The following is a 19,252-nucleotide window of genomic DNA, read 5'->3' on the forward strand; positions in this document are numbered from 1 at the left end:
ATGTGTGGCATCGCAGGCACATACCGGTGGCCGGGCGGGAAGGTCGTGGCCGACCGGCTCACCGACACCCTCGCCCACCGCGGTCCGGACGGGGCCGGCCGCTACAGCCACTCCGTCGGTGACGGCGAAGTACATCTCGGGCACCGCCGGTTGGCCATCATCGACCTGTCCGAGACCGGCGCCCAGCCGATGGTCTCGAACGGCCTGTCGCTCACGTACAACGGCGAGCTGTACAACGCGCCCGAGCTGCGGGCCGAGTTGACGGCCGCCGGAGTGCGCTTTCGCGGCACCTCCGACACCGAGGTGCTGCTTGAGGCATGGCGGCGCTGGGGCACCGACTGCCTTCCCCGGTTACGCGGCATGTTCGCGTTCGGGATCTTCGACGAGCGCACCGGTGAACTGGTGCTCGCCCGCGACCAGCTCGGCATCAAACCGCTGTTCCTGCTCCGGCGCGGCCAGGGTCTGGTGTTCGCCTCCGAACTCAAGGCGCTCGCCGCCGTGACCGGCGGTTCCCTCGAGGTGGACCCTGCGGCGATGGTGGCATCCCTGCTGTACTACTGGGTGCCGGACTCGCGCTGCGCGTTCCGCGAGGCGGAGAAGCTGCCCCCGGGGAGCTGGCTGCGGGTGCGGCCCGACGGCCGGGTGGAGCGCGGCCGGTACTGGCACCTGAAGGACGTCGCCGCCGAGGGCCGGGAGCGCGCCCTCAGCGGTGAGCAGCCCGATCTGGCCGCCATCGTCGAGGAGTCGACCCGGCGCCACCTGCTCTCCGACGTGCCCGTGGCGACCTTCCTCTCCGGCGGCCTCGACTCCAGCTACCTGACCGCGCTCGCCGCCCGCGACCGGCCCGGGATCTCCGCGTACACCATCGGGTTCCGCGCCGAGGACGCCAAGTTCGAGGCGATGCCCGACGACCTGCGCTATGCCCGGCAGGTGGCCGAGCAGTTCGGCGTCGACCTGCACGAGATCGAGATCGCCCCGAACGTCCTCGAGCTGCTGCCGCAGATGACCTACCACCTGGACGAGCCGATCGGCGACCCCGCGGCGATCAACACCTACCTGATCTGCTCGGCCGCCCGGGAGGCTGGGGTCAAGGTGATGCTGTCGGGGATGGGGGCCGACGAGCTGTTCGCCGGTTACCGCAAGCACCTGGCCAACCTGCTCGCGCTGCGCTACCAGCGCGTCCCGCGGCCCCTGCGGCGCGGCCTGTCCGCGGCCGTGGACCGGATGCCGGTAGCCACGGCCCGCCGTGGCTACCGGTCGGTGCGCTTCGCCAAGCGGTTCCTGTCCTTCGCCGACCTGCCGGAGGAGACCGCCTTCCGGCGCAGCTACACCATGTACGACCAGGACGAGTTGCTCGCCCTGGTCGACCCGGACCTGGCCGGGACGGTCGAGGACGTGGTGACCGAGCACGCGGACATCTACCAGGACAACGACCTGGACGACTTCGTCAACCGCATGTGCCTGGGTGACGCCCGGATGTTCCTGCCGGGCCTGAACCTCGCCTACACCGACCGGTCGAGCATGGCCGCCTCGACCGAGGTACGGGTGCCGTACGTGGACGTGGAGGTGGTCAAGGCGGCGTTCGCCGTGCCCGGCGACCGCAAGATCGTCGGCCGGCAGGGCAAGGCCGTCCTCAAGGAGGCGGCCACCTCCGTACTCCCCCGGGAGATCGTGTACCGGCCCAAGGGTCTGTTCAGCGCGCCGCTGCGCGCCTGGATGAGCCGGGATCTGGCCCCGCTGGTGCGCGAGGTGGTGAACGACGGTGTGCTCGTCAACTCCGGTCTCCTGCGCCGCGACGCGCTGGCGCGGATGGTGGCCGAGGACGCCGCGGGGCAGCGGGACTTCTCCAAGCATCTGTGGCATGTGCTGACCCTCGAGTACTGGTATCGCGGCGCGACCTCTGGTTCCGGCCAGAGCCAAGCGGCCTGACGACGTTGAACGCAGAAATAAGAGGAGCTCGGGTGAAACAGGTCGTTCAGAACTACAAGAGTGGCGAACTGGCGCTGCTCGACGTGCCGGTGCCGGGGTGCAAGCCGGGCGGCGTGCTGGTGCGGAGCGCCTACTCGCTCATCTCCACCGGAACCGAGCTCATGAAGGTGTCCGAGGCCGGCATGTCGATGGTGGGCAAGGCCCGCTCCCGGCCGGACCAGGTGGCCAAGGTCATGCAGAGCGTGGCCACCAACGGGGTGCCCGCCACCTACCGCAAGGTGATGGGCAAGCTGGACTCCTACACGCCTCTGGGCTACTCGCTGTGCGGGGTGGTCGAGCAGGTCGGCGCCGGGATCGATGACGTGAAGGTCGGTGACCTCGTCGCCTGCGCCGGCAACGAGCACGCGCTGCACGCCGAGCTGAACTGGGTGCCCAGGAACCTCTACACCCCGGTGCCCGACGGCCTCGCGCCGCGGCACGCGGCCTTCGGCACCGTCGGGTCCATCGCGATGCAGGGCGTCCGCCAGGGTGAGCCGCAGCTCGGCGAAGTGGCCCTGGTCATCGGCCTGGGTCTCATCGGACAGCTGGTGGTGCAGCTGCTCACCGCGTCGGGAGTCCGCGTCGTCGGCGTCGACCCCGACCCGGTGCGCTGTGAGCTCGCCGAGCGCGTGGGGGCCGCGGCCTGCGGCGATCCGTCCTCCGCGGCCGTGGAGAGCGCGGTCGCCGAGCTGACCGGCGGGCACGGCGTGGACCAGGTGTACCTGGCGGCCGGCGGCGCCAGCAATCAGCCCGTCGAGCTGGCCGCCCGGCTCTGCCGGGACCGAGGCCGGGTCGTCGACATCGGCAAGTGCCGCCTCGACCTGCCGTGGAACGCCTACTACGAGAAGGAACTCGACGTCCGGTTCTCCCGCTCCTACGGCCCCGGGCGCTATGACCCGGAGTACGAGCTGGAGGGGCGCGACTACCCGATCGGCTACGTGCGCTGGACTGAGCGCCGCAACCTGGCGTGCTTCCTGGATCTCGTCGCCCGCGGCCGCGTCGACGTGGAGCCCCTGATCTCCCACATAGCCGACTTCGACGACGCCGTCGAGACGTACCAGAGCCTGAAGGACGGCGACCTGAAGGCCGTGGCCGTGCTGTTCCGCTACCCCGGCGACACGGAAGCCGCGCCGGAAGCAGTGGCCCCGTCGGTGGCCGTGCCCGCGGTGAAGCGGACCGGCGGCCGCGTGTCCACGCCGGGCCGGGCCGCCACGCCGGTGCGCCTGGCGTTCGTCGGCGCGGGCAACTACGCGACGTCGATGCTGCTGCCGCACCTGGCACAGCGCGACGGCGTACGGCTGTCGACCGTCGTCACCACGACGGCGCTGTCCGGAGCCAACGCGCAGCGCAAGTTCGGCTTCGCCGAGGCGACCACCGATCTCGACGCGGTGCTCGGGGACGCGTCCATCGACGCGGTGTTCGTGGTCACCCGGCACAGCTCGCACGCCGAACTGACCCGCAAGGCCCTCCTTGCCGGCAAGGCCGTGTTCGTGGAGAAGCCGCTGGCACTGACCGAGGACGAGCTCGCCGGCGTACTCGCGGCGGTGGAGGAGTCCGGCAACGACCGGCTGCAGGTGGGCTTCAACCGGCGCTTCGCGCCGCTGCTGCAGGAGGCCAAGAAGCAGTTCGGCGCCCGCACCGGCCCGGCGAACCTGCGCTATCTGGTCAACGCAGGCCGCCTTGGGCACGGCAGCTGGTACCTCCAACAGGGCACCGAGGGCTCGCGGTTCATCGGCGAGGGCGGCCACTTCATCGACACGACGAGCTGGCTGCTCGGGGCCGACCCGGAGTCGGTGTACACGGTCGCCTCGTCCGGCAACGACGACCTTCAGGTCGTGCTGCGCTACCCGGACGGGTCCACCGCCACCATCAGCTACGTGACCACCGGCCCGTCCGGCTTCCCCAAGGAGACGCTGGACCTGGTCGCCGACGGGCGGGCGCTGCGGCTCGACGACTTCGTGCGTGCCTCGGTGTACTTCGACGGCACGGCCGGGCGCAAGCGGTGGGTCAGTTCGCGGCTGCCCAAGGCCCGGGACAAGGGCCAGGAAGCCCAGCTGGCCTCGTTCGTCAAGGCCGTGCGGTCCGGCGGGCCGATGCCGGTGCCACTGGAGTCCCTCGTCGCCACCACGGCCGCCACCCTGGCCGTGCCGGCCGGCCTGGCCGGCGGTGCGCCGGTGATGTTGGCGAGGGCGTGATGACCTCGAGCGCGGGCTGGTACCTGCGGCGGCTCTCCCGGATGGGGCCGCGGGAGGTCGGCGGCCGGGTGGGCGACACGGTGCGCAGGCGGCGGTGGCGTGCGGCGCGGCCCACCTGCCCGACCGTGACCGGCGCCCGGTTCACCGCGGTGCTGCCCGCGGGGACGATCGGCGCCGTGCCGCCGGAGGCCGCGAAACGTCTCGTCGCCGAGGCGGACCGGCTGATGGCCGGGCACGTCGAGTTCTTCGGCGTGGTCCGCGACGACCTGGCCGACCCCGACTGGTGGCACGACCCGAAGACCGGGCGCCGGGCTCCGTGGGGCTACGCCTTCGACGTGCCCTACCGCAACGAAGACGCGGTCGGGGACATCAAGCAGATCTGGGAGCTGTCCCGGCATCAGTACCTCACCGTGCTGGCCGCCGCCTACGCGGTCACCGGGGACGAGCGGTACGCCGAGCGTGTGGCCGAGCACTTGCGCTCGTGGTGGGCGGCCAACCCACCGCTTCGCGGCGTGCACTGGATCAGCGGCATCGAACTGGGCATCCGGCTGCTCTCCTGGGTGTGGGTCCGCAGGCTGCTCGACGGGTGGTCGGGGGCGGCCGGTCTCTTCGAGGCCAACCCGGTGGCGCTGCACCAGATCTGGCACCATCAGCGCTGGCTGGCCGCCTTCCCCAGCCGGGGTTCCTCGGCGAACAACCACATCATCGCCGAGGCCGCAGGGCAGTTCGCCGCGGCCTGCGCCTTCGGCTGGTTCCCCTCCTCGGCGCGGTGGCGGGACGAGGCGCTGCGGTCCCTGGAACGACACCTGCGCGCCAACACCTACCACTCCGGCCTCAACCGCGAGCTGGCCACCGAATATCACGGCCTGGTCCTCGAGCTCGGCCTGGCCGCCGTGGCCGAGGCGGATGCCGCCTGCGTGCCGGTCCCCACAACGGTGCGCCTGGTGCTGCTGCGGATGACCGACGCGCTCGCGGCGATCGTGGACAACCGCCTGCGCCCGCCGCGCCAGGGGGATGCGGACGACGGGCACGGTCTGGTCGTGGACGGCGCGGGCACCGACCGCTGGGCCTCGCTGCTCGCCACCGGGGACGCCGTGTTCGGACGGCTCCCCTGGTGGCCCGCGGTGAGCGGCAGCGATGTGCGCACCCCGCTGCTCGCCGCGCTGATCCGGCCGTACGCGAAAAAGGGAAGCGCGAAGGAGGGAAGCTCACCGGCCGTGTCCCGGCCCGCGAGCAGGCCCGGCCATTTCGCCGACGCGGGCATGACCATCCTGCGTGGCCCGGAGGAGATCTGGTGCCGCTGCGACGGCGGCCCGCACGGCTTCCTGTCGATCGCCGCGCACGCCCACGCGGACGCGCTGTCCGTGGAGGTCCGTCACGACGGGGTCGACGTGCTCGCCGACCCGGGGACGTTCTGTTACCACGGGCAGCCCGAGTGGCGGCAGTACTTCCGCTCGACCCTCGGCCACAACACGCTGCAGTTGGACGGCGCCGACCAGTCCGTCTCCGGCGGCCCGTTCCTCTGGACCCGGCACGCCCGCACCCGCGTCCTGACCGCGGACGTCACAGACACCTCCGACGAGGGGGTGACCCGCTGGAGTGCCGAGCACGACGGATACGGGCGCTCCACACATCGCCGCCGCGTGGAACTCAATGCCGCCAGCCACGAGCTGCGGGTGGTCGACGAGGTACGCGGCCCGCGCCGGGCGGCGGTACGGCTGGCCTTCCACCTCGGGCCGGCGATCGCCGCGGACCTGGTGGGGAACTGGGCGGTGCTGACCTGGACCCGCGAGGGCGAGGACCGCTTCGCGGTGCTCGACCTGCCCGAGCAACTGTCATGGCGCGCGCATCACGGCGAGAGCGAACCGCCCCTTGGCTGGTACTCCGCCGGATTCGGGCGCAAGGAACCCGCCACGACACTGATCGGCACCGGTTTCGCCGATGGCACACAGGGGTTCACGACCGTGCTCAGGTTCCGGGGCTAGGGGGAGAGAGGACTGTGGGGATGAAGTGGCGGAACTGGGCGTTACCGGCGGCGGCGCTGGCCGTCCTGGTGGCGACCGGCTGCGACGGCTCGCCGGGCGACCGGACGGAGCAGACCTCCGCGCCGGCCAAGTCCGGGGCGCGAGCCGTGGCCAAGGTGTGCGCCAAGCCCCAGGCCGGGCCGGCGAAAGCACCGGCGGGCGCGGTGACCGTCGACCCCAAGGTGCTCAACGACCTGGCCGCGAAGACCAAGAGCAGCCCCGCGGGCACCACGTTCTGGCTTCGGCCGGGCAAGCACCGGCTCGAACCGGACCGCCACGCCCAGATCATCCCCAAGAAGGGGAACCGTTACCTCGGCGCGCCGGGCGCGGTGCTCGACGGCCGGAAGAAGAATCAGTACGCGTTCGGCGGCGACGCCCGCGACGTCACCATCCGCCATCTGACCGTGCAGGGTTTCGTCGCGCCGCACGACCAGGGCGTGGTCAACCATGACTCAGCCGACGGGTGGGTGATCGAGCACTCGACCATCCAGCACAACTCCGGCGCAGGTCTCATGGCCGGCGCCCGCCAGCAGGTCCGCGGCAACTGCCTGCGCGAGAACGGGCAGTACGGCATGAACGCCTACAAGGGCACCGGCCCTCTGCGCGATCTGGTGGTGGAGGGCAACGAGATCGTGGGCAACAACACCGGCGACTGGGAGAAGCGCCGGGAAGGCTGCGGCTGCACCGGAGGCGTCAAGTTCTGGGCCGTCGACGGCGCCGACATCCGTGGCAACTGGGTGCACGACAACCGCGGGACCGGGCTGTGGGCGGACACCAACAACAACGACTTCCGCATCGAGGACAACGTCCTGGAGGCCAACGACGGTGCCGCGCTCATCTACGAGACCAGCTACAACGCGGTCATCCGGAAGAACACCATGCGGCGCAACAACTGGGTCGAGGGCCGCAGAGGAGCCTCCGGCGGCGACAAGTTTCCCTTCGCCACCCTCTACCTGTCGGAGTCCGGCGGCGAACCACGGGTCCGGGCCCGCACGGACAAGATCGAGGTCTACCGGAACCTGATGGAGGACAACTGGTCCGGCATCACCCTGTGGGAGAACGCCGACCGGTTCTGCAACAGCCCCGCCAACACCTCCTCCGGTGACTGCACGTTGCTGGAGAAGAACACCGACCGCTGCGCACAGCCGAAGATCGCCACCAAGCCGCTCTACGCCGACTGCCGCTGGAAGACCCAGCGGGTGGACATCCACGACAACCGCTTCGTGCTGAACAAGTCCGTCGTCAAGTGCGCGGCGATGTGCGACCGCATGGCGGTCCTGGCCAACTACGGCACCTACCCGAAGTGGTCGCCGTACAAGGGCGACCGGGTGGCCGACGCGATCACCCACAAGCAGGGCAACCGCTGGCGCGACAACGTCTACATCGGGCCGTGGAAGTTCGTCGCCCACGACCCCAGCCAGGTGCTCGACTTCGGGCAGTGGCAGAACACGCCGTACGAGCAGGACGTGAGCAGCACCCTGCGTGTACGCGTACCGGACGGTGATTGAGATGAGCCAGGACCTGCGGCAGAACGGGCTGCCGGGCGAGACGGACACGACGGGCGCGCGGCCCGGCGTCGAACCGCGCACCGGCACGCCGAAGCTCGTCGGGACCGTGTGGGGGCTGCTGATCCTCAACACGCTCGGCTCCGCCGGGGCGGAGACCGTCATCCCGCTGCCCCGTTCCCTCATCCAGCTGGTCACCATGGGCGCGCTGGTCCTCGCGTTCACGCTGGCACTCGCGCTCAACTGGCGGTTGCGCATCCACGCCAGCGCCTTCCTGCTGCTGCTCACCCTGCTGCTCGTGCCGAGCGTGATCTCCAGCCTGCAACTGGTGTCCGGATTCGGCGCCCTGTTCCGCTGCACCCGCTTCGCTCTCTTCATCGGCACGCTGTGGCTGCTCAGCCGCTGGTGGGACGGCAGCGAGACGTTCGTCCGGCACCACATCCGCATCTACTTCGCGGTGCTCGGGTCGGTCATCGCCGGCGCGGTCATCTCCCCGGGCGCGGCCATGCCCGACGTCTACGGCGGGCGGCTCGTCGGAGCGCTGTGGCCGCTCACGCCGCCCCAGATCGGCCAGTACGCCGCGGTGATCATCGGGCTCACCGTGCTGCTCCTCCTGGGGCGCCGGACCGACCGGGTCAGCGCGGCGGTCATCATCGTGCCCTCGCTCGTCCTGCTCGCGTTGACCCACACCCGCACGGCCACGCTCGGCATGCTCATCGGGCTCGCCCTCGCCATCGGTTCGCTCGTCCTGACCAGCGCCGCCGCCCGCCGGTTCTTCACCTGGGCGGTGGTCGTCACCACGGTGGCCGCGGTGGGCTTCGCTCCCCTGCTGCGGGCGTGGTTCCTGCGCGGCCAGAGCCAGGAGTACCTCACCAGCCTGACCGGGCGGGCCAAGGTCTGGGACGCCCTCCTTGCCGCACCCCGCACGACGGGAGAGAAGTTGTTCGGCATGGGCCTGGGCGACAAGTCGTTCGGCGGACTGCCGATCGACAACAGCTGGCTGGCCGTCTACCACGAGCAGGGCTGGACCGGCATCACCCTCGTGGCGGCGCTCATCGTCATCCTCGGCGGCGTCGCGTTGCTGCGGCCGCCGTCGCTGGCGAGGGCCTGCGCGATCTTCCTCATCAGCTACTGCGCGATCGCGTCGTACACCGAGGCCGGTCTCGGAGACGCCTCGCCGTATCTGCTGCATCTGGCCCTGGCCGCCTCGCTCTTGGCGGCTCCGCCGGCAGCCGCGCCCCTCGCCAAGCCCGCAGTTCCCCGACGCCGTATCCCGCGCTGGGCCCAGGATCGGAGGCGACTGTGAGCATGCACGTCCTCGTGGTGCACAACCGCTATTCCTCGGCGCAGCCGAGCGGCGAGAACAACGTCGTCGACCAGGAGACGGAAGTGCTGCGCGCGGCAGGCCACCGGGTCGAGGTGTTCGAGCGGCGCAGCGACTCCATCGGCGCCAAGTCCCTGCCCGCCAAGGCCGCAGTGCCGCTGACCGTGCCGTGGAACCCGGCGGTCCGCACGGAGCTCGCCGCCCGGCTGCGCGCCACACGCCCCGACGTGGTGCACGTGCACAACGTCTTCCCGCTCCTGTCGCCCGCGGTCATCGCCGCCTGCGCCGACGTGGACGTGCCCGTCGTGGCCACGCTGCACAACTACACCCAGATCTGCCCGCCGGGCACACTGCAGCGCGACGGCCGGCCGTGCACCGAGTGCGTCGGGGGAACGCCGCTGCCCGCCGTCCGGCACGGCTGCTACCGCGACTCCCGGCTTGCGACGGTGCCGCTCGCGGTCAGCCTGGTCGTCAACCGGCGGCGCTGGTGGTCCGGCGTGGACCGGTTCTTCTGCATCTCCGCGGCGCAGCGCGACGTCCTGGTGCGGGCCGGCATGCCGGCCGAGCGTCTGGTGGTGAAGCACAACTTCGTGCCCGACCCGGACGCCCGCCGCTCGGGCGCCGGCGAGCACGTGCTCTATCTCGGCCGCCTCGCGGAGACCAAGGGCGTGCGGCTGCTCATGGCCGCGTGGGACGCGATCGCCGCGGCCGGTGGGGTGGGCGTGCCGCTCGTCATCGCCGGCACGGGACCGCTTCAGGACGAGGTGACCACCTGGGCCGCTGGCCGGGACGACGTGCGCTACGTCGGCCTGTACGACCCTGCCCAGTGCCGGCAGGCCATCGCACGGTCGGTGGCCGTGGTGGCTCCCTCGACGTGGCTGGAGGCGTTCGGCCTGGTGGTCGTGGAGGCGATGGCGGCGGGGGTCCCGATGGTCGCCGCCGGTCACGGCGCTTTCGTCGAACTCGTCGAGGACGGGGTGACGGGGCTGCTTCACCGACCCGGTGAGGCCGGCTCACTCGCGTCCTGTCTGCGCCGGATCACGGCCGATCCGGCGCGGAACCAGGAGATGGGCCAGGCGGGCCGACACCGATACGAGCAGGGTTTCAGCCCGGCCGTCGGTCTCGAACGCCTGGTGGAGGGGTACCGCGCCGCGATCGCGGGGCGGTCAGCACTGACTCGCGGCGGGGGCACCGCCGCGAGCAGAAATGGGGGGAAGTAGATGTCTCGATGCCGACTCTGCGGCTCGGACGCGACGGCAAGCGTCGTCGATCTGGGGGCGACTCCGCCGTGCGAGAGTTTCCTCGCCGCGGACCAGTTGGAACAAGCTGAACCGGCGTATCCGCTGCATCTGCGGGTCTGCACCGACTGCTGGCTCGCGCAGATCCCTCCGCTGATCACGCCGGAGGACACGTTCAGCGAGTACGCGTACTTCTCGTCCTTCTCGACCTCCTGGGTGGAGCACGCGCGTACGTTCGTCGCCGACGCCGTCCAGCGTGTGGGACTCGGCGCCGACAGCTCCGACGCCTTCGTGGTCGAGGTCGCGAGCAACGACGGATACCTGCTGAAGCACGTGGTGGACCGGGGGATCCGCTGCCTGGGCATCGAGCCGTCGGTGAACGTCGGCGCCGCGGCGCGCGACGCGGGTGTGCCCACGCTCACGGAGTTCCTGAGCCCGGCCACCGGCGCGGCCGTCCGCGCCGAACACGGCCCGGCGGACCTGGTCGTGGCCAACAACGTGTACGCGCACATCCCCGACGTGGTCGGGTTCACCGAGGGGCTGCGCGCCCTGGTCGCCGACGACGGCTGGGTCTCCATCGAGGTGCAGCACCTGCTGACCCTGATCGAGGAGAACCAGTACGACACGATCTACCACGAGCACTTCCAGTACTACACGGTCGCCTCCGCGATCCGCGCGCTGGCCAGCGGCGGACTCGCCCTGGTGGACGTCGAGCTGCTGCCCACGCACGGCGGGTCCATCCGGCTGTGGGCCCGCCCCACCGAGGCGGCCGGCGAGCCGTCCCAGCGGGTGGCCGAGGTGCTCGACCGGGAGAAGGCCGCCGGGCTGCAGGATCTCTCCGGGTACACGGAGTTCTCCGCCCGGGTGGCCAAGGTGCGCCGCGACCTCCTGAAGTTCCTCATCACGGCGGCCGAGGAGGGCAAGACGGTCGTCGGCTACGGCGCCCCGGGCAAGGGCAACACCCTGCTCAACCACTGCGGCATCCGGCCCGACCTGCTCGCCTACACGGTCGACCGCAACCCGTACAAGCACGGCAGGTACACCCCGGGCACCCGTATCCCGATCCTGCCGCCCGAGCAGATAGCCGCCGACAAGCCCGACTACGTCCTCATCCTCCCGTGGAACCTGCGGGCCGAGCTGGTCGAGCAGCTGTCCTACGTGCACGAGTGGGGCGGCCGCCTTGTCTTTCCCATTCCGGAACTGAGCATTGTCGAGGGCGCCTCGGGGGGCACAGCATGAAGGTCGTACTCTTCTGCGGCGGTTATGGGATGCGCATGCGCAGCGGCGCCGACGACGACGTGCCCAAGCCGATGGCGATGGTCGGCCCACGGCCGCTGATCTGGCATGTCATGCGCTACTACGCGCACTTCGGGCACACCGAGTTCATCCTGTGCCTGGGATACGGCGCCCACCACATCAAGAACTTCTTCCTCAACTACGAGGAGACGACGTCCAACGACTTCGTGCTGCGAGGCGGCCGGACCGAACTGCTCTCCACCGACATCTCGGACTGGACGATCACGTTCGCGCAGACCGGCATCGAGTCCCCGATCGGAGAGCGGCTGCGCCGGGTGCGCCACCACCTGAACGGCGACGAGATGTTCCTCGCCAACTACGCCGACGTGCTCACCGACGCCCCGCTGCCCGAGATGATCGACCGGTTCGCGCAGCGTGACGCGGGCGCGTCGATGATGGTGGTGCCGCCGCAGTCCTCCTTCCACTGCGTGGAGCTGGGCGCGGACGGCCTGGTGGGGGGCATCACCCCGGTGAGCGAACTGCCGATGTGGGAGAACGGCGGCTACTTCGTGCTCCGCCAGGAGGTCTTCGACCACATACCGGAGAACGGCGACCTGGTCGCCGACGGATGCGCCCAACTGGCCAAGCAGGGACGCCTTGCCGCGCACCAGCACCGCGGCTTCTGGAAGCCGACCGACACCGTCAAGGAGCGGGCCGCCCTCGACGACGCCTACGCACGGGGCGACCGGCCGTGGGCCGTGTGGGAGCGGGACAGCGCCGGAGTGGGCGCGTGATCCGGCTCGGGTCCGGGCACCTGGACCGGATCGTCGCGGTGGGCGCGCACTGCGACGACATCGCCATCGGCGCGGGCGGCACGCTGCTCGCGCTGTGCCGGGCACGGCCGGGTGCCCGCGTCGACGCGCTGGTGCTCACCGGCGGTGGCGGCGAGCGGGAGCAGGAGGAACAGGCCGCGCTCGCCGCGTTCTGTCCCGGCGCCGATCTGCGCCTGACCGTGCTCAAGCTGGCCGACGGCCGGCTGCCCGCGCAGTGGGACGAGGCCAAGGCGGCCGTCGAGGACCTGCGTGAGCGGACCGAGCCGGATCTCGTCCTCGCCCCGCGCACCGACGACGCGCACCAGGACCACCGCGGTCTGGCCCAGCTCATGACCACCGCGTTCCGCGACCATCTCGTGCTGTCCTACGAAATCGTCAAGTGGGACGGCGATCTCGGCCGCATGACGGCATACCAGCCGCTGTCGCCGGAGATCGCCGAACAGAAGGTGCGGCTGCTGCAGGAGCACTACCCCTCGCAGCGGCACCGGCCCTGGTACGACCGGGAGGCCTTCCTCGGTCTCGCACGCATCCGGGGCATCGAATGCCACGCGCGGTACGCCGAGGCGTTCGCCGTCACCAAACTCACGCTCGATCTCGGCACTTTCGACCAGGGGGAATGAACCTTGCGCGTACTGCTCACCGGACACCAGGGCTACTTGGGCACCGTGATGGCCCCGGTCCTCACGGCCGCCGGACACGAAGTCGTCGGCCTCGACGCCGGTCTGTTCGCCGACTGTGTGCTCGGCCCGCCGCCCGCGGACCCGCGGGGCCACCGGGCGGACCTGCGTGACGTCACGGCCGAACACGTGGCCGGGGTGGACGCCGTGATCCACCTGGCCGCGCTCTCCAACGACCCGCTGGGATCCCTCGCGCCACAGCTCACCTACGACATCAACCACCACGCGTCCGTGCACCTGGCGCGGCTGGCCCGCGAGGCCGGGGTGCGGCGCTTCCTGTACGCGTCCACGTGCTCGGTGTACGGCGCCGCGGGCGGCGGGGACCTGGTGGGCGAGGACGCCCCGCTGCGGCCGGTGACGCCGTACGCGGAGTCCAAGGTGCGGGTGGAGGACGACCTGCACGCGCTGGCCGACGGCGACTTCAGCCCGGTCTTCATGCGCAACGCCACCGCCTTCGGCTACTCCCCCAGGCTGCGCGCCGACATCGTGCTGAACAACCTGGTGGGCCACGCCCTCCTGTCGGGCGAGGTGCTCGTCCTCTCCGACGGCACTCCCTGGCGCCCGTTGGTGCACGCCGCCGACATCGCGCGGGCCTTCACGGCCGCCCTTGACGCGCCCCGGGAAGCGGTGCACGACCGGGCGTTCAACATCGGCAGCGAGGTCAACAACGTCACGGTCGCCGAGATCGCCGAGCAGGTCGCCGAGGCGGTGTCCGGCGCCAAGGTGCGGATCACCGGCGAGAACGGCGCCGACCCGCGGTCCTACCGGGTGGACTTCTCCCGGTTCCGCGCCGCGATTCCCGGCTTCGACTGCGAGTGGACGGTGAAGCAGGGCGCGCTCGAACTCGCCGACGCCTACCGGAAGTTCGGGCTGACGCGGGAGGACTTCGAGCGTCGCTTCACCCGCCTCGCCGTGCTGAGCGCGGCGTCCGAGGCCGGCACCGTCGACGACACCCTGCGGTGGCGCCGATGACCCAGGCCGGCGAGGAGATGCACGCTCTGGTGGAGCGGTTGTACCCGCTCTGCCGGAGCATCACCGGCGACGGTGTGCGCGCCACCCTGGACATCGTCGGCGAGTACATCCCGCTGCAGGTGCACGAGGTGCCGACCGGGACGCAGGTGCTCGACTGGACGGTGCCCCAGGAGTGGAACATCCGGGACGCGTACGTCGCCGACAGCGCGGGCAACCGGGTCGTCGACTTCGCCGCGTCCAGCCTGCACGTGCTCGGCTACAGCGTGCCGGTGCCCCCGACGACCATGCCGCTGGAGGAGCTGCGCGGGCACCTGCACACCCTGCCGGAGCAGCCGAGCTGGGTGCCGTACCGCACCAGTTACTACAAGCCGGAATGGGGTTTCTGCCTGGCCCAGGAGACCCTGGACGCGCTGCCGGACGGCGAGTACGAGGTGTGTGTCGACTCCACGCTCGCGGACGGGCACCTCACCTACGCCGAGCACGTGGTCCCCGGACAGGTGCCCGACGAGGTGATCGTCTCCTGCCATGTCTGCCATCCGTCGCTGGCCAACGACAACCTGGCCGGCATCGCGGTGGCGACGTTCCTGGCCAGGGCGCTCGCCGATACGAACCCGTATTACACCTACCGGTTCATCTTCGCGCCTGGGACCGTGGGGGCCATCACCTGGCTGGCCCGCAACCAGGAGCGGGTGGAGCAGATCAAGCACGGCCTGGTGCTGGCCTGCGCCGGTGACTCGGGCCAGCTCACCTACAAGCAGAGCAGGCGCGGCGACGCCGAGATCGACCGGGTGCTGCAGCACGTCCTGACCGCATCCGAACGCCCGCACAGCGTCACCGAGTTCACTCCCTACGGCTACGACGAGCGGCAGTACTGCTCCCCCGGGTTCAACCTCGGCGTGGGCTCGCTCAGCAGGACCCCGTACTCGCAGTACCCGGAGTACCACACGTCGGCGGACAACCCGGACTTCGTGCTCCCGGAGGCGATGGCCGACACGCTCGCCGTCTGCCGCGAGGCGTTCGCGGTGCTCGACCGCAACCGGCGCTATCTGAATCTCAGCCCGTACGGCGAACCACAGTTGGGCCGGCGCGGGCTCTACGACGCGCTCGGCGGCCGCAGCGACACCAAGCAGGCCCAGATGGCCATGCTCTGGGTGCTCAACCTCTCCGACGGCGAGCACAGTCTGCTCGATGTCGCCGAGCGGTCCGGGCTGGCCTTCGACGCCGTCGCCGTCGCGGCCGACGCCCTGCACGCCGCCGGGCTGATCAAAGCGTGACGCCGATGACCACCGGGGAGGAGAAGACGGCCCGGCCCACCGCCAGGCGGGCCATCCTCGGCCGGCTGTCCTGGGGCCTGGCCGACCAGGCGGCCTCCAGCCTGTCCAACTTCGCGGTGGGGATCTACGTGGCCCGCTCGCTCGGGCTGAACGCGTTCGGCGTGTTCAGCCTGGCCTGGGTGACCTACGGAGTGGTCCTCAGCGTCTCCCGCGGACTGGCCACCGACCCGCTCGTGGTCCGCTTCAGCGGTGTGTCGGACGCGTCCTGGCGCGGGGCGGTGGCCCGGTCCTCGGGTACCGCGGTCGGTGTCGGTGCCGTCATCGGCGCGGTGTGCCTGGCGGTGGGCCTCGCTCTCGGCGGCGATGTGGGGCCGGCGTTCGCGGGCCTCGGCATCATGCTGCCGGGGCTGCTGTTGCAGGACGCCTGGCGGTACTCGTTCTTCGCCGCCGGCAACGGCCGCAAGGCGTTCGTCAACGACGTCGTGTGGGGCATCGCGCTCGTGCCGGCCATGGTGGTGGCGGCCCGCGTGGGCACCGTGACCGCCTTCGTGCTCGCCTGGGGCGCGTCCGCGACGGTGGCCGCGGTGTACGGCTGTCTCCAGTCCGGCATCCGGCCCCGGCTCACCCAAGGACGCGAGTGGCTCCACGAGCACCGCGACCTCAGCTACCGGTACCTGATCGAGAACGTCGGCGTCAGCGGCGCCAGCCAACTGCGGGCGTACGGGCTCGGCGTGATCGTCGCGGTCAGCGCGGTGGGGGTGATCCGGGGCGCCGAGCTGCTCCTCGGCCCGTTCCTCGCCGTACTGATGGGGCTGACGCTGGTCACCGTCGCGGAGGCGGCGCGGATGCTGCGCCAGGCCCCGGACCGGCTCGGCAGGTTCTGCCTCTACCTCGGCGTCGGCCAGGCCATCGGCGCGCTGCTGTGGGGCTCGGTGCTGCTCCTGATGCCGGACCGGCTCGGCGAGCTCATCCTCGGTGACGTCTGGAGCTCCGCTTCGGCGATCATCGTGCCGGTCACGCTCGGCGTCGCGGGCGCCGGACTCGGCACCGGCGCGGCGGCCGGCCTGCGCGCGCTCGCCGCGGCCCGGCGCAGCCTGCGCTGTCAACTGTTCGCCTCCACCTTCTACGTCTGCGGCGGGCTCGGCGGCGCGGTCCTGGCCGGTACGGCCGGGTCGGCCTGGGGCGTTGCCGCCGCGGCCGCCTGCAGCTCCGCCGTGTGGTGGCAGCAACTGCGGTCCGCTCTGCGCGAGCGCCGCGAGAACCCCATTCCCGAAGTGAGGACGCAATGACCGCCCATCCCCGGTTGAGCATCGGCTTGCCCGTCTACAACGGCGAGGAGTACCTCGCCGAATCGCTCGACGCCTTGCTCGGCCAGACCTACGAGGACTTCGAGCTGGTCATCACCGACAACGCATCGACCGACAAGACCCAGGACATCTGCCGCGATTACGCCGCCCGGGACTCTCGCATCCGCTACATCCGGCTGCTCAAGAACATCGGTGCCGCGCCGAACCACAACTACGTCTTCACGCAGTGCCACGGCGAGCTGTTCAAGTGGGCCTCGCACGACGATCTGTACGCACGGGATCTGCTGCGGCGCTGCGTCGAGGCGCTCGACGAGCGTCCGGAAGTGGTCCTCGCGCACGCCGATCAGGCCGTCATCGACGGCGACGGCAAGGTGACGGTGCCCTACGAGTACACGCTGGCCACCGACTCGCCGCGCGCGCCGGAGCGCTTCCGCAGCATGCTGTTCGAGCCCGGCGGCGACGACTTCTACGGCGTGCTGCGGGCCGACGTGCTGCGCCGGGTGAAGCCGCATGACAGCTACCACCACGCGGACCGCACCTTCGTCGCCGAGATCGCCTTGCACGGGCCCTTCCACCAGGTGCCGGAGTTGCTGTTCTTCCGCCGCGACCACCCCACCCGCGCCGAGCGGGCGAATCCGTCCAAGCGATCCCGGTGCGTCAACCTGGACCCGCGCCGGGCGGGCCCGCTGCACCCGACGCCGCGGCTTCTTGCCGAGTACGTCTGGGGCTTCGTCTCGGCCATCCAACGGGCGCCGCTGTCCGCGGCCGACCGGCGCGCCTGCTACCGGCACCTGGCCGCCTGGATGACCAGCCGGACCCGGCCCGGCACCGGCGAGCGGGTCGAGGACCGCGCCCCCGTCGATCCGGACCTGATCACCGTCTCCGTCGACGCCCTGGTCGCCGGCCGTGAAGGGAGGCAGGGGTGACGTCCAGAGACAAGACTGCGGTGCGTGTCGGGGTGTTCGGCCTGCTCGGCTCCGGCAATGTCGGCAACGACGGGTCGCTCGAGGCCGTGCTCGGGTACCTCCGCGCCGAGCACCCCAAGGCGGTCGTGGACGCGCTGTGCGGCGGCCCCGAGGACGTGACGACCCGGTACCGGATCCCCGCGACGCGCATGAACTGGAACCGCGGGGAGTACCGCACCGCGTCCCGTGCGGGTGCGATCGCGACCAAGGGGCTCGGCAAACTCGTCGACGTCGTCCGCACCGCGGCCTGGGTGCGCCGGCACGACGTGGTGATCGTGCCGGGCACGGGCGTTTTGGAGACCACCCTGCCGCTGCGGCCGTGGGGCTTCCCCTACTCGTTGTTCCTGCTCTGCGCGACGGGCCGGCTCTTCGGCACGCGGGTCGCGCTGGTCAGCGTCGGCGCCGGAAGGATCGGCAACCGGCCGACCCGGGCCCTGGTGCGCTGGTCGGCGCGGCTTGCCTCCTACCGGTCCTACCGGGACGAACAGTCCCGTGACGCGATGCGGGCGATGGGCGTGGACACCGCCCGCGACAAGGTCTACGAAGACCTCGTGTTCGCCCTGCCGACACCATCCGCGAGCGCCTCCCCGGGAGCTCCGGGCCCGGTCTGCGTCGGCGTCATGGACTTCCACGGCAGCAACGACGAGCGTGCCCGAGCCGCCGAGATCCACCGCCGCTACATGGAGGGGACGACCGCGTTCGTGCGCGCGCTGGTCGAGGACGGCAGGCCGGTGCGCCTGGTCACTGGCGACGAACTCGACCGGCCGGTGGTCGCCGCCATCCTCGACGCGGTGGACTCACCGCTGGTCACCGAGGCCGAGACGGCCTCGCTCGACGACCTGATGAAGGAGATGACGGCTGCCGACACCGTGGTGGCGACCCGCTACCACAACCTGATCTGCTCGCTGAAGGTCGGCACACCGACCCTCGCCATCAGTTACTCGGCCAAGAGCGACGCGCTCATGGCGCGGATGGGGCTCGGCGCGTACTGCCACCCGGCCCGCGAGGTGGACACCGCACGGCTGCTCGAGCAGTTCCGGGCGCTGGAGCAGGGCTCGGCCGAGGTGCGGCGGGACCTCACCGAGCAGAATCTGCTCGCCGCCCGGCGACTGGAGGACCAGTTCACCGCCTTGTCCGCGGCCCTGTTCCCGACGAACGACCACACCCTGCGGAAGGCCACATGAAAGCGACCGAAGTCCCGGAGATCCACGGCGCGTACCTGTTCGAGCCGACGCCGTACGCCGACGAACGCGGCTTCTTCTGCCGCACCTTCGACGCCGACGTGGTCCGCTCGGTGGGCCTCGACCCGGACGCCTTCCTCCAGGACAGCCTGTCCCGCTCGGTGCGTGGCGTGCTGCGCGGGATGCATCTGCGCTCCGGCGCCGGCGAGGCCAAGCTGGTGCGGTGCTCGTACGGGCAGATCTTCGACGTCGTCGTCGACCTGCGGAAGGACTCCCCGACGTACCGCAACCGGGCGTTCTTCGAGCTGTCGGGCGAGACCCAGGTGACCCTCTACATCCCCGCGGGGTGCGCGCACGGCTTCCAGGCGCTGACCGCGACCGCCGACACCTCGTACCGCATCGACCGTCCGCACGATCCGGCGGAGGACGTCACGATCGCCTTCGACGACCCGGAGCTCGCCATTCCGTGGCCGCTGCCGCCCACATCGATGTCGTCGAGGGACCGGGAGGCGCCAAGCCTCGCCGAGGTCCTGAAGCAGAGGGAAGGGTGACA

General features: G+C 71.1%; 15 protein-coding genes. All 15 read left to right on the plus strand.

Annotated elements, in window-relative coordinates; all coding sequences use genetic code 11:
• The 15 genes from asnB to AB0M70_RS31450 are packed head-to-tail and all read left to right on the plus strand — an operon-like array spanning position 1 to position 19,250.
• Positions 1–1,929, plus strand: a complete 1,929-nt coding sequence (gene asnB, locus AB0M70_RS31380; RefSeq protein ID WP_365825193.1) for an asparagine synthase (glutamine-hydrolyzing) — start codon at positions 1–3, stop codon at positions 1,927–1,929.
• 32 nt (positions 1,930–1,961) lie between these two features.
• A complete protein-coding gene (locus AB0M70_RS31385; protein ID WP_365825195.1) occupies positions 1,962–4,163 on the plus strand; it encodes a bi-domain-containing oxidoreductase in 2,202 nt (733 codons plus the stop codon).
• Entirely contained in the window at positions 4,163–6,148 is a 1,986-nt protein-coding gene (locus tag AB0M70_RS31390; RefSeq protein WP_365825197.1) for an alginate lyase family protein, read from the plus strand. Before AB0M70_RS31385 ends, AB0M70_RS31390 begins: the two co-directional genes overlap by 1 nt.
• A gap of 14 nt (positions 6,149–6,162) precedes the next feature.
• Positions 6,163–7,695, plus strand: a complete 1,533-nt coding sequence (locus AB0M70_RS31395) for a right-handed parallel beta-helix repeat-containing protein (RefSeq protein ID WP_365825199.1) — start codon at positions 6,163–6,165, stop codon at positions 7,693–7,695.
• A 1-nt stretch (position 7,696) separates the two neighbouring features.
• Entirely contained in the window at positions 7,697–8,998 is a 1,302-nt protein-coding gene (locus AB0M70_RS31400; RefSeq protein WP_365825201.1) for an O-antigen ligase domain-containing protein, read from the plus strand.
• A 2-nt stretch (positions 8,999–9,000) separates the two neighbouring features.
• Complete coding sequence (locus AB0M70_RS31405) at positions 9,001–10,236, plus strand: glycosyltransferase family 4 protein (protein WP_365825323.1); 1,236 nt, start codon at positions 9,001–9,003, stop codon at positions 10,234–10,236.
• Positions 10,237–11,493: a class I SAM-dependent methyltransferase gene (locus AB0M70_RS31410; protein ID WP_365825203.1), complete on the plus strand. Its 1,257-nt coding sequence runs from the start codon at positions 10,237–10,239 to the stop codon at positions 11,491–11,493.
• Positions 11,490–12,284, plus strand: coding sequence for a glucose-1-phosphate cytidylyltransferase (locus AB0M70_RS31415; RefSeq protein WP_365825205.1), 795 nt, complete (start codon positions 11,490–11,492; stop codon positions 12,282–12,284). The genes AB0M70_RS31410 and AB0M70_RS31415 overlap by 4 nt, the downstream gene beginning before the upstream one ends.
• Complete coding sequence (locus AB0M70_RS31420; protein ID WP_365825207.1) at positions 12,281–12,943, plus strand: PIG-L deacetylase family protein; 663 nt, start codon at positions 12,281–12,283, stop codon at positions 12,941–12,943. Before AB0M70_RS31415 ends, AB0M70_RS31420 begins: the two co-directional genes overlap by 4 nt.
• Before the next feature lie 3 nt (positions 12,944–12,946).
• Positions 12,947–13,972, plus strand: coding sequence for an SDR family oxidoreductase (locus tag AB0M70_RS31425; RefSeq protein WP_365825209.1), 1,026 nt, complete (start codon positions 12,947–12,949; stop codon positions 13,970–13,972).
• Complete coding sequence (locus tag AB0M70_RS31430) at positions 13,969–15,246, plus strand: DUF4910 domain-containing protein (protein WP_365825211.1); 1,278 nt, start codon at positions 13,969–13,971, stop codon at positions 15,244–15,246. The genes AB0M70_RS31425 and AB0M70_RS31430 overlap by 4 nt, the downstream gene beginning before the upstream one ends.
• A gap of 5 nt (positions 15,247–15,251) precedes the next feature.
• The gene (locus AB0M70_RS31435) at positions 15,252–16,535 is read left to right on the plus strand and encodes a hypothetical protein (RefSeq protein WP_365825213.1); all 1,284 of its coding nucleotides are present in this window, start codon (positions 15,252–15,254) and stop codon (positions 16,533–16,535) included.
• Entirely contained in the window at positions 16,532–17,479 is a 948-nt protein-coding gene (locus tag AB0M70_RS31440; RefSeq protein ID WP_365825215.1) for a glycosyltransferase family A protein, read from the plus strand. The genes AB0M70_RS31435 and AB0M70_RS31440 overlap by 4 nt, the downstream gene beginning before the upstream one ends.
• Complete coding sequence (locus AB0M70_RS31445) at positions 17,476–18,702, plus strand: polysaccharide pyruvyl transferase family protein (RefSeq protein ID WP_365825218.1); 1,227 nt, start codon at positions 17,476–17,478, stop codon at positions 18,700–18,702. The genes AB0M70_RS31440 and AB0M70_RS31445 overlap by 4 nt, the downstream gene beginning before the upstream one ends.
• On the plus strand, positions 18,699–19,250 hold the full coding sequence (locus AB0M70_RS31450; RefSeq protein ID WP_365825220.1) for a dTDP-4-dehydrorhamnose 3,5-epimerase family protein: 552 nt from the start codon (positions 18,699–18,701) through the stop codon (positions 19,248–19,250). The genes AB0M70_RS31445 and AB0M70_RS31450 overlap by 4 nt, the downstream gene beginning before the upstream one ends.
• Positions 19,251–19,252: the final 2 nt, after the last annotated feature.

The sequence above is a fragment of the Streptomyces sp. NPDC051214 genome (genome assembly GCF_040682375.1).
Classification (GTDB): domain Bacteria; phylum Actinomycetota; class Actinomycetes; order Streptomycetales; family Streptomycetaceae; genus Streptomyces.

Bases quoted from the DNA above. Each gene is read 5' to 3' on its own strand.
- AB0M70_RS31390 (WP_365825197.1), top strand. From the start codon at position 4,163: ATGACCTCGAGCGCGGGCTGGTACCTGCGGCGGCTCTCCCGGATGGGG.
- AB0M70_RS31405 (WP_365825323.1), top strand. From the start codon at position 9,001: ATGCACGTCCTCGTGGTGCACAACCGCTATTCCTCGGCGCAGCCGAGC.
- asnB (WP_365825193.1), top strand. From the start codon at position 1: ATGTGTGGCATCGCAGGCACATACCGGTGGCCGGGCGGGAAGGTCGTG.
- AB0M70_RS31400 (WP_365825201.1), top strand. From the start codon at position 7,697: ATGAGCCAGGACCTGCGGCAGAACGGGCTGCCGGGCGAGACGGACACG.
- AB0M70_RS31440 (WP_365825215.1), top strand. From the start codon at position 16,532: ATGACCGCCCATCCCCGGTTGAGCATCGGCTTGCCCGTCTACAACGGC.
- AB0M70_RS31450 (WP_365825220.1), top strand. From the start codon at position 18,699: ATGAAAGCGACCGAAGTCCCGGAGATCCACGGCGCGTACCTGTTCGAG.
- AB0M70_RS31410 (WP_365825203.1), top strand. From the start codon at position 10,237: ATGTCTCGATGCCGACTCTGCGGCTCGGACGCGACGGCAAGCGTCGTC.
- AB0M70_RS31430 (WP_365825211.1), top strand. From the start codon at position 13,969: ATGACCCAGGCCGGCGAGGAGATGCACGCTCTGGTGGAGCGGTTGTAC.
- AB0M70_RS31415 (WP_365825205.1), top strand. From the start codon at position 11,490: ATGAAGGTCGTACTCTTCTGCGGCGGTTATGGGATGCGCATGCGCAGC.
- AB0M70_RS31435 (WP_365825213.1), top strand. From the start codon at position 15,252: ATGACCACCGGGGAGGAGAAGACGGCCCGGCCCACCGCCAGGCGGGCC.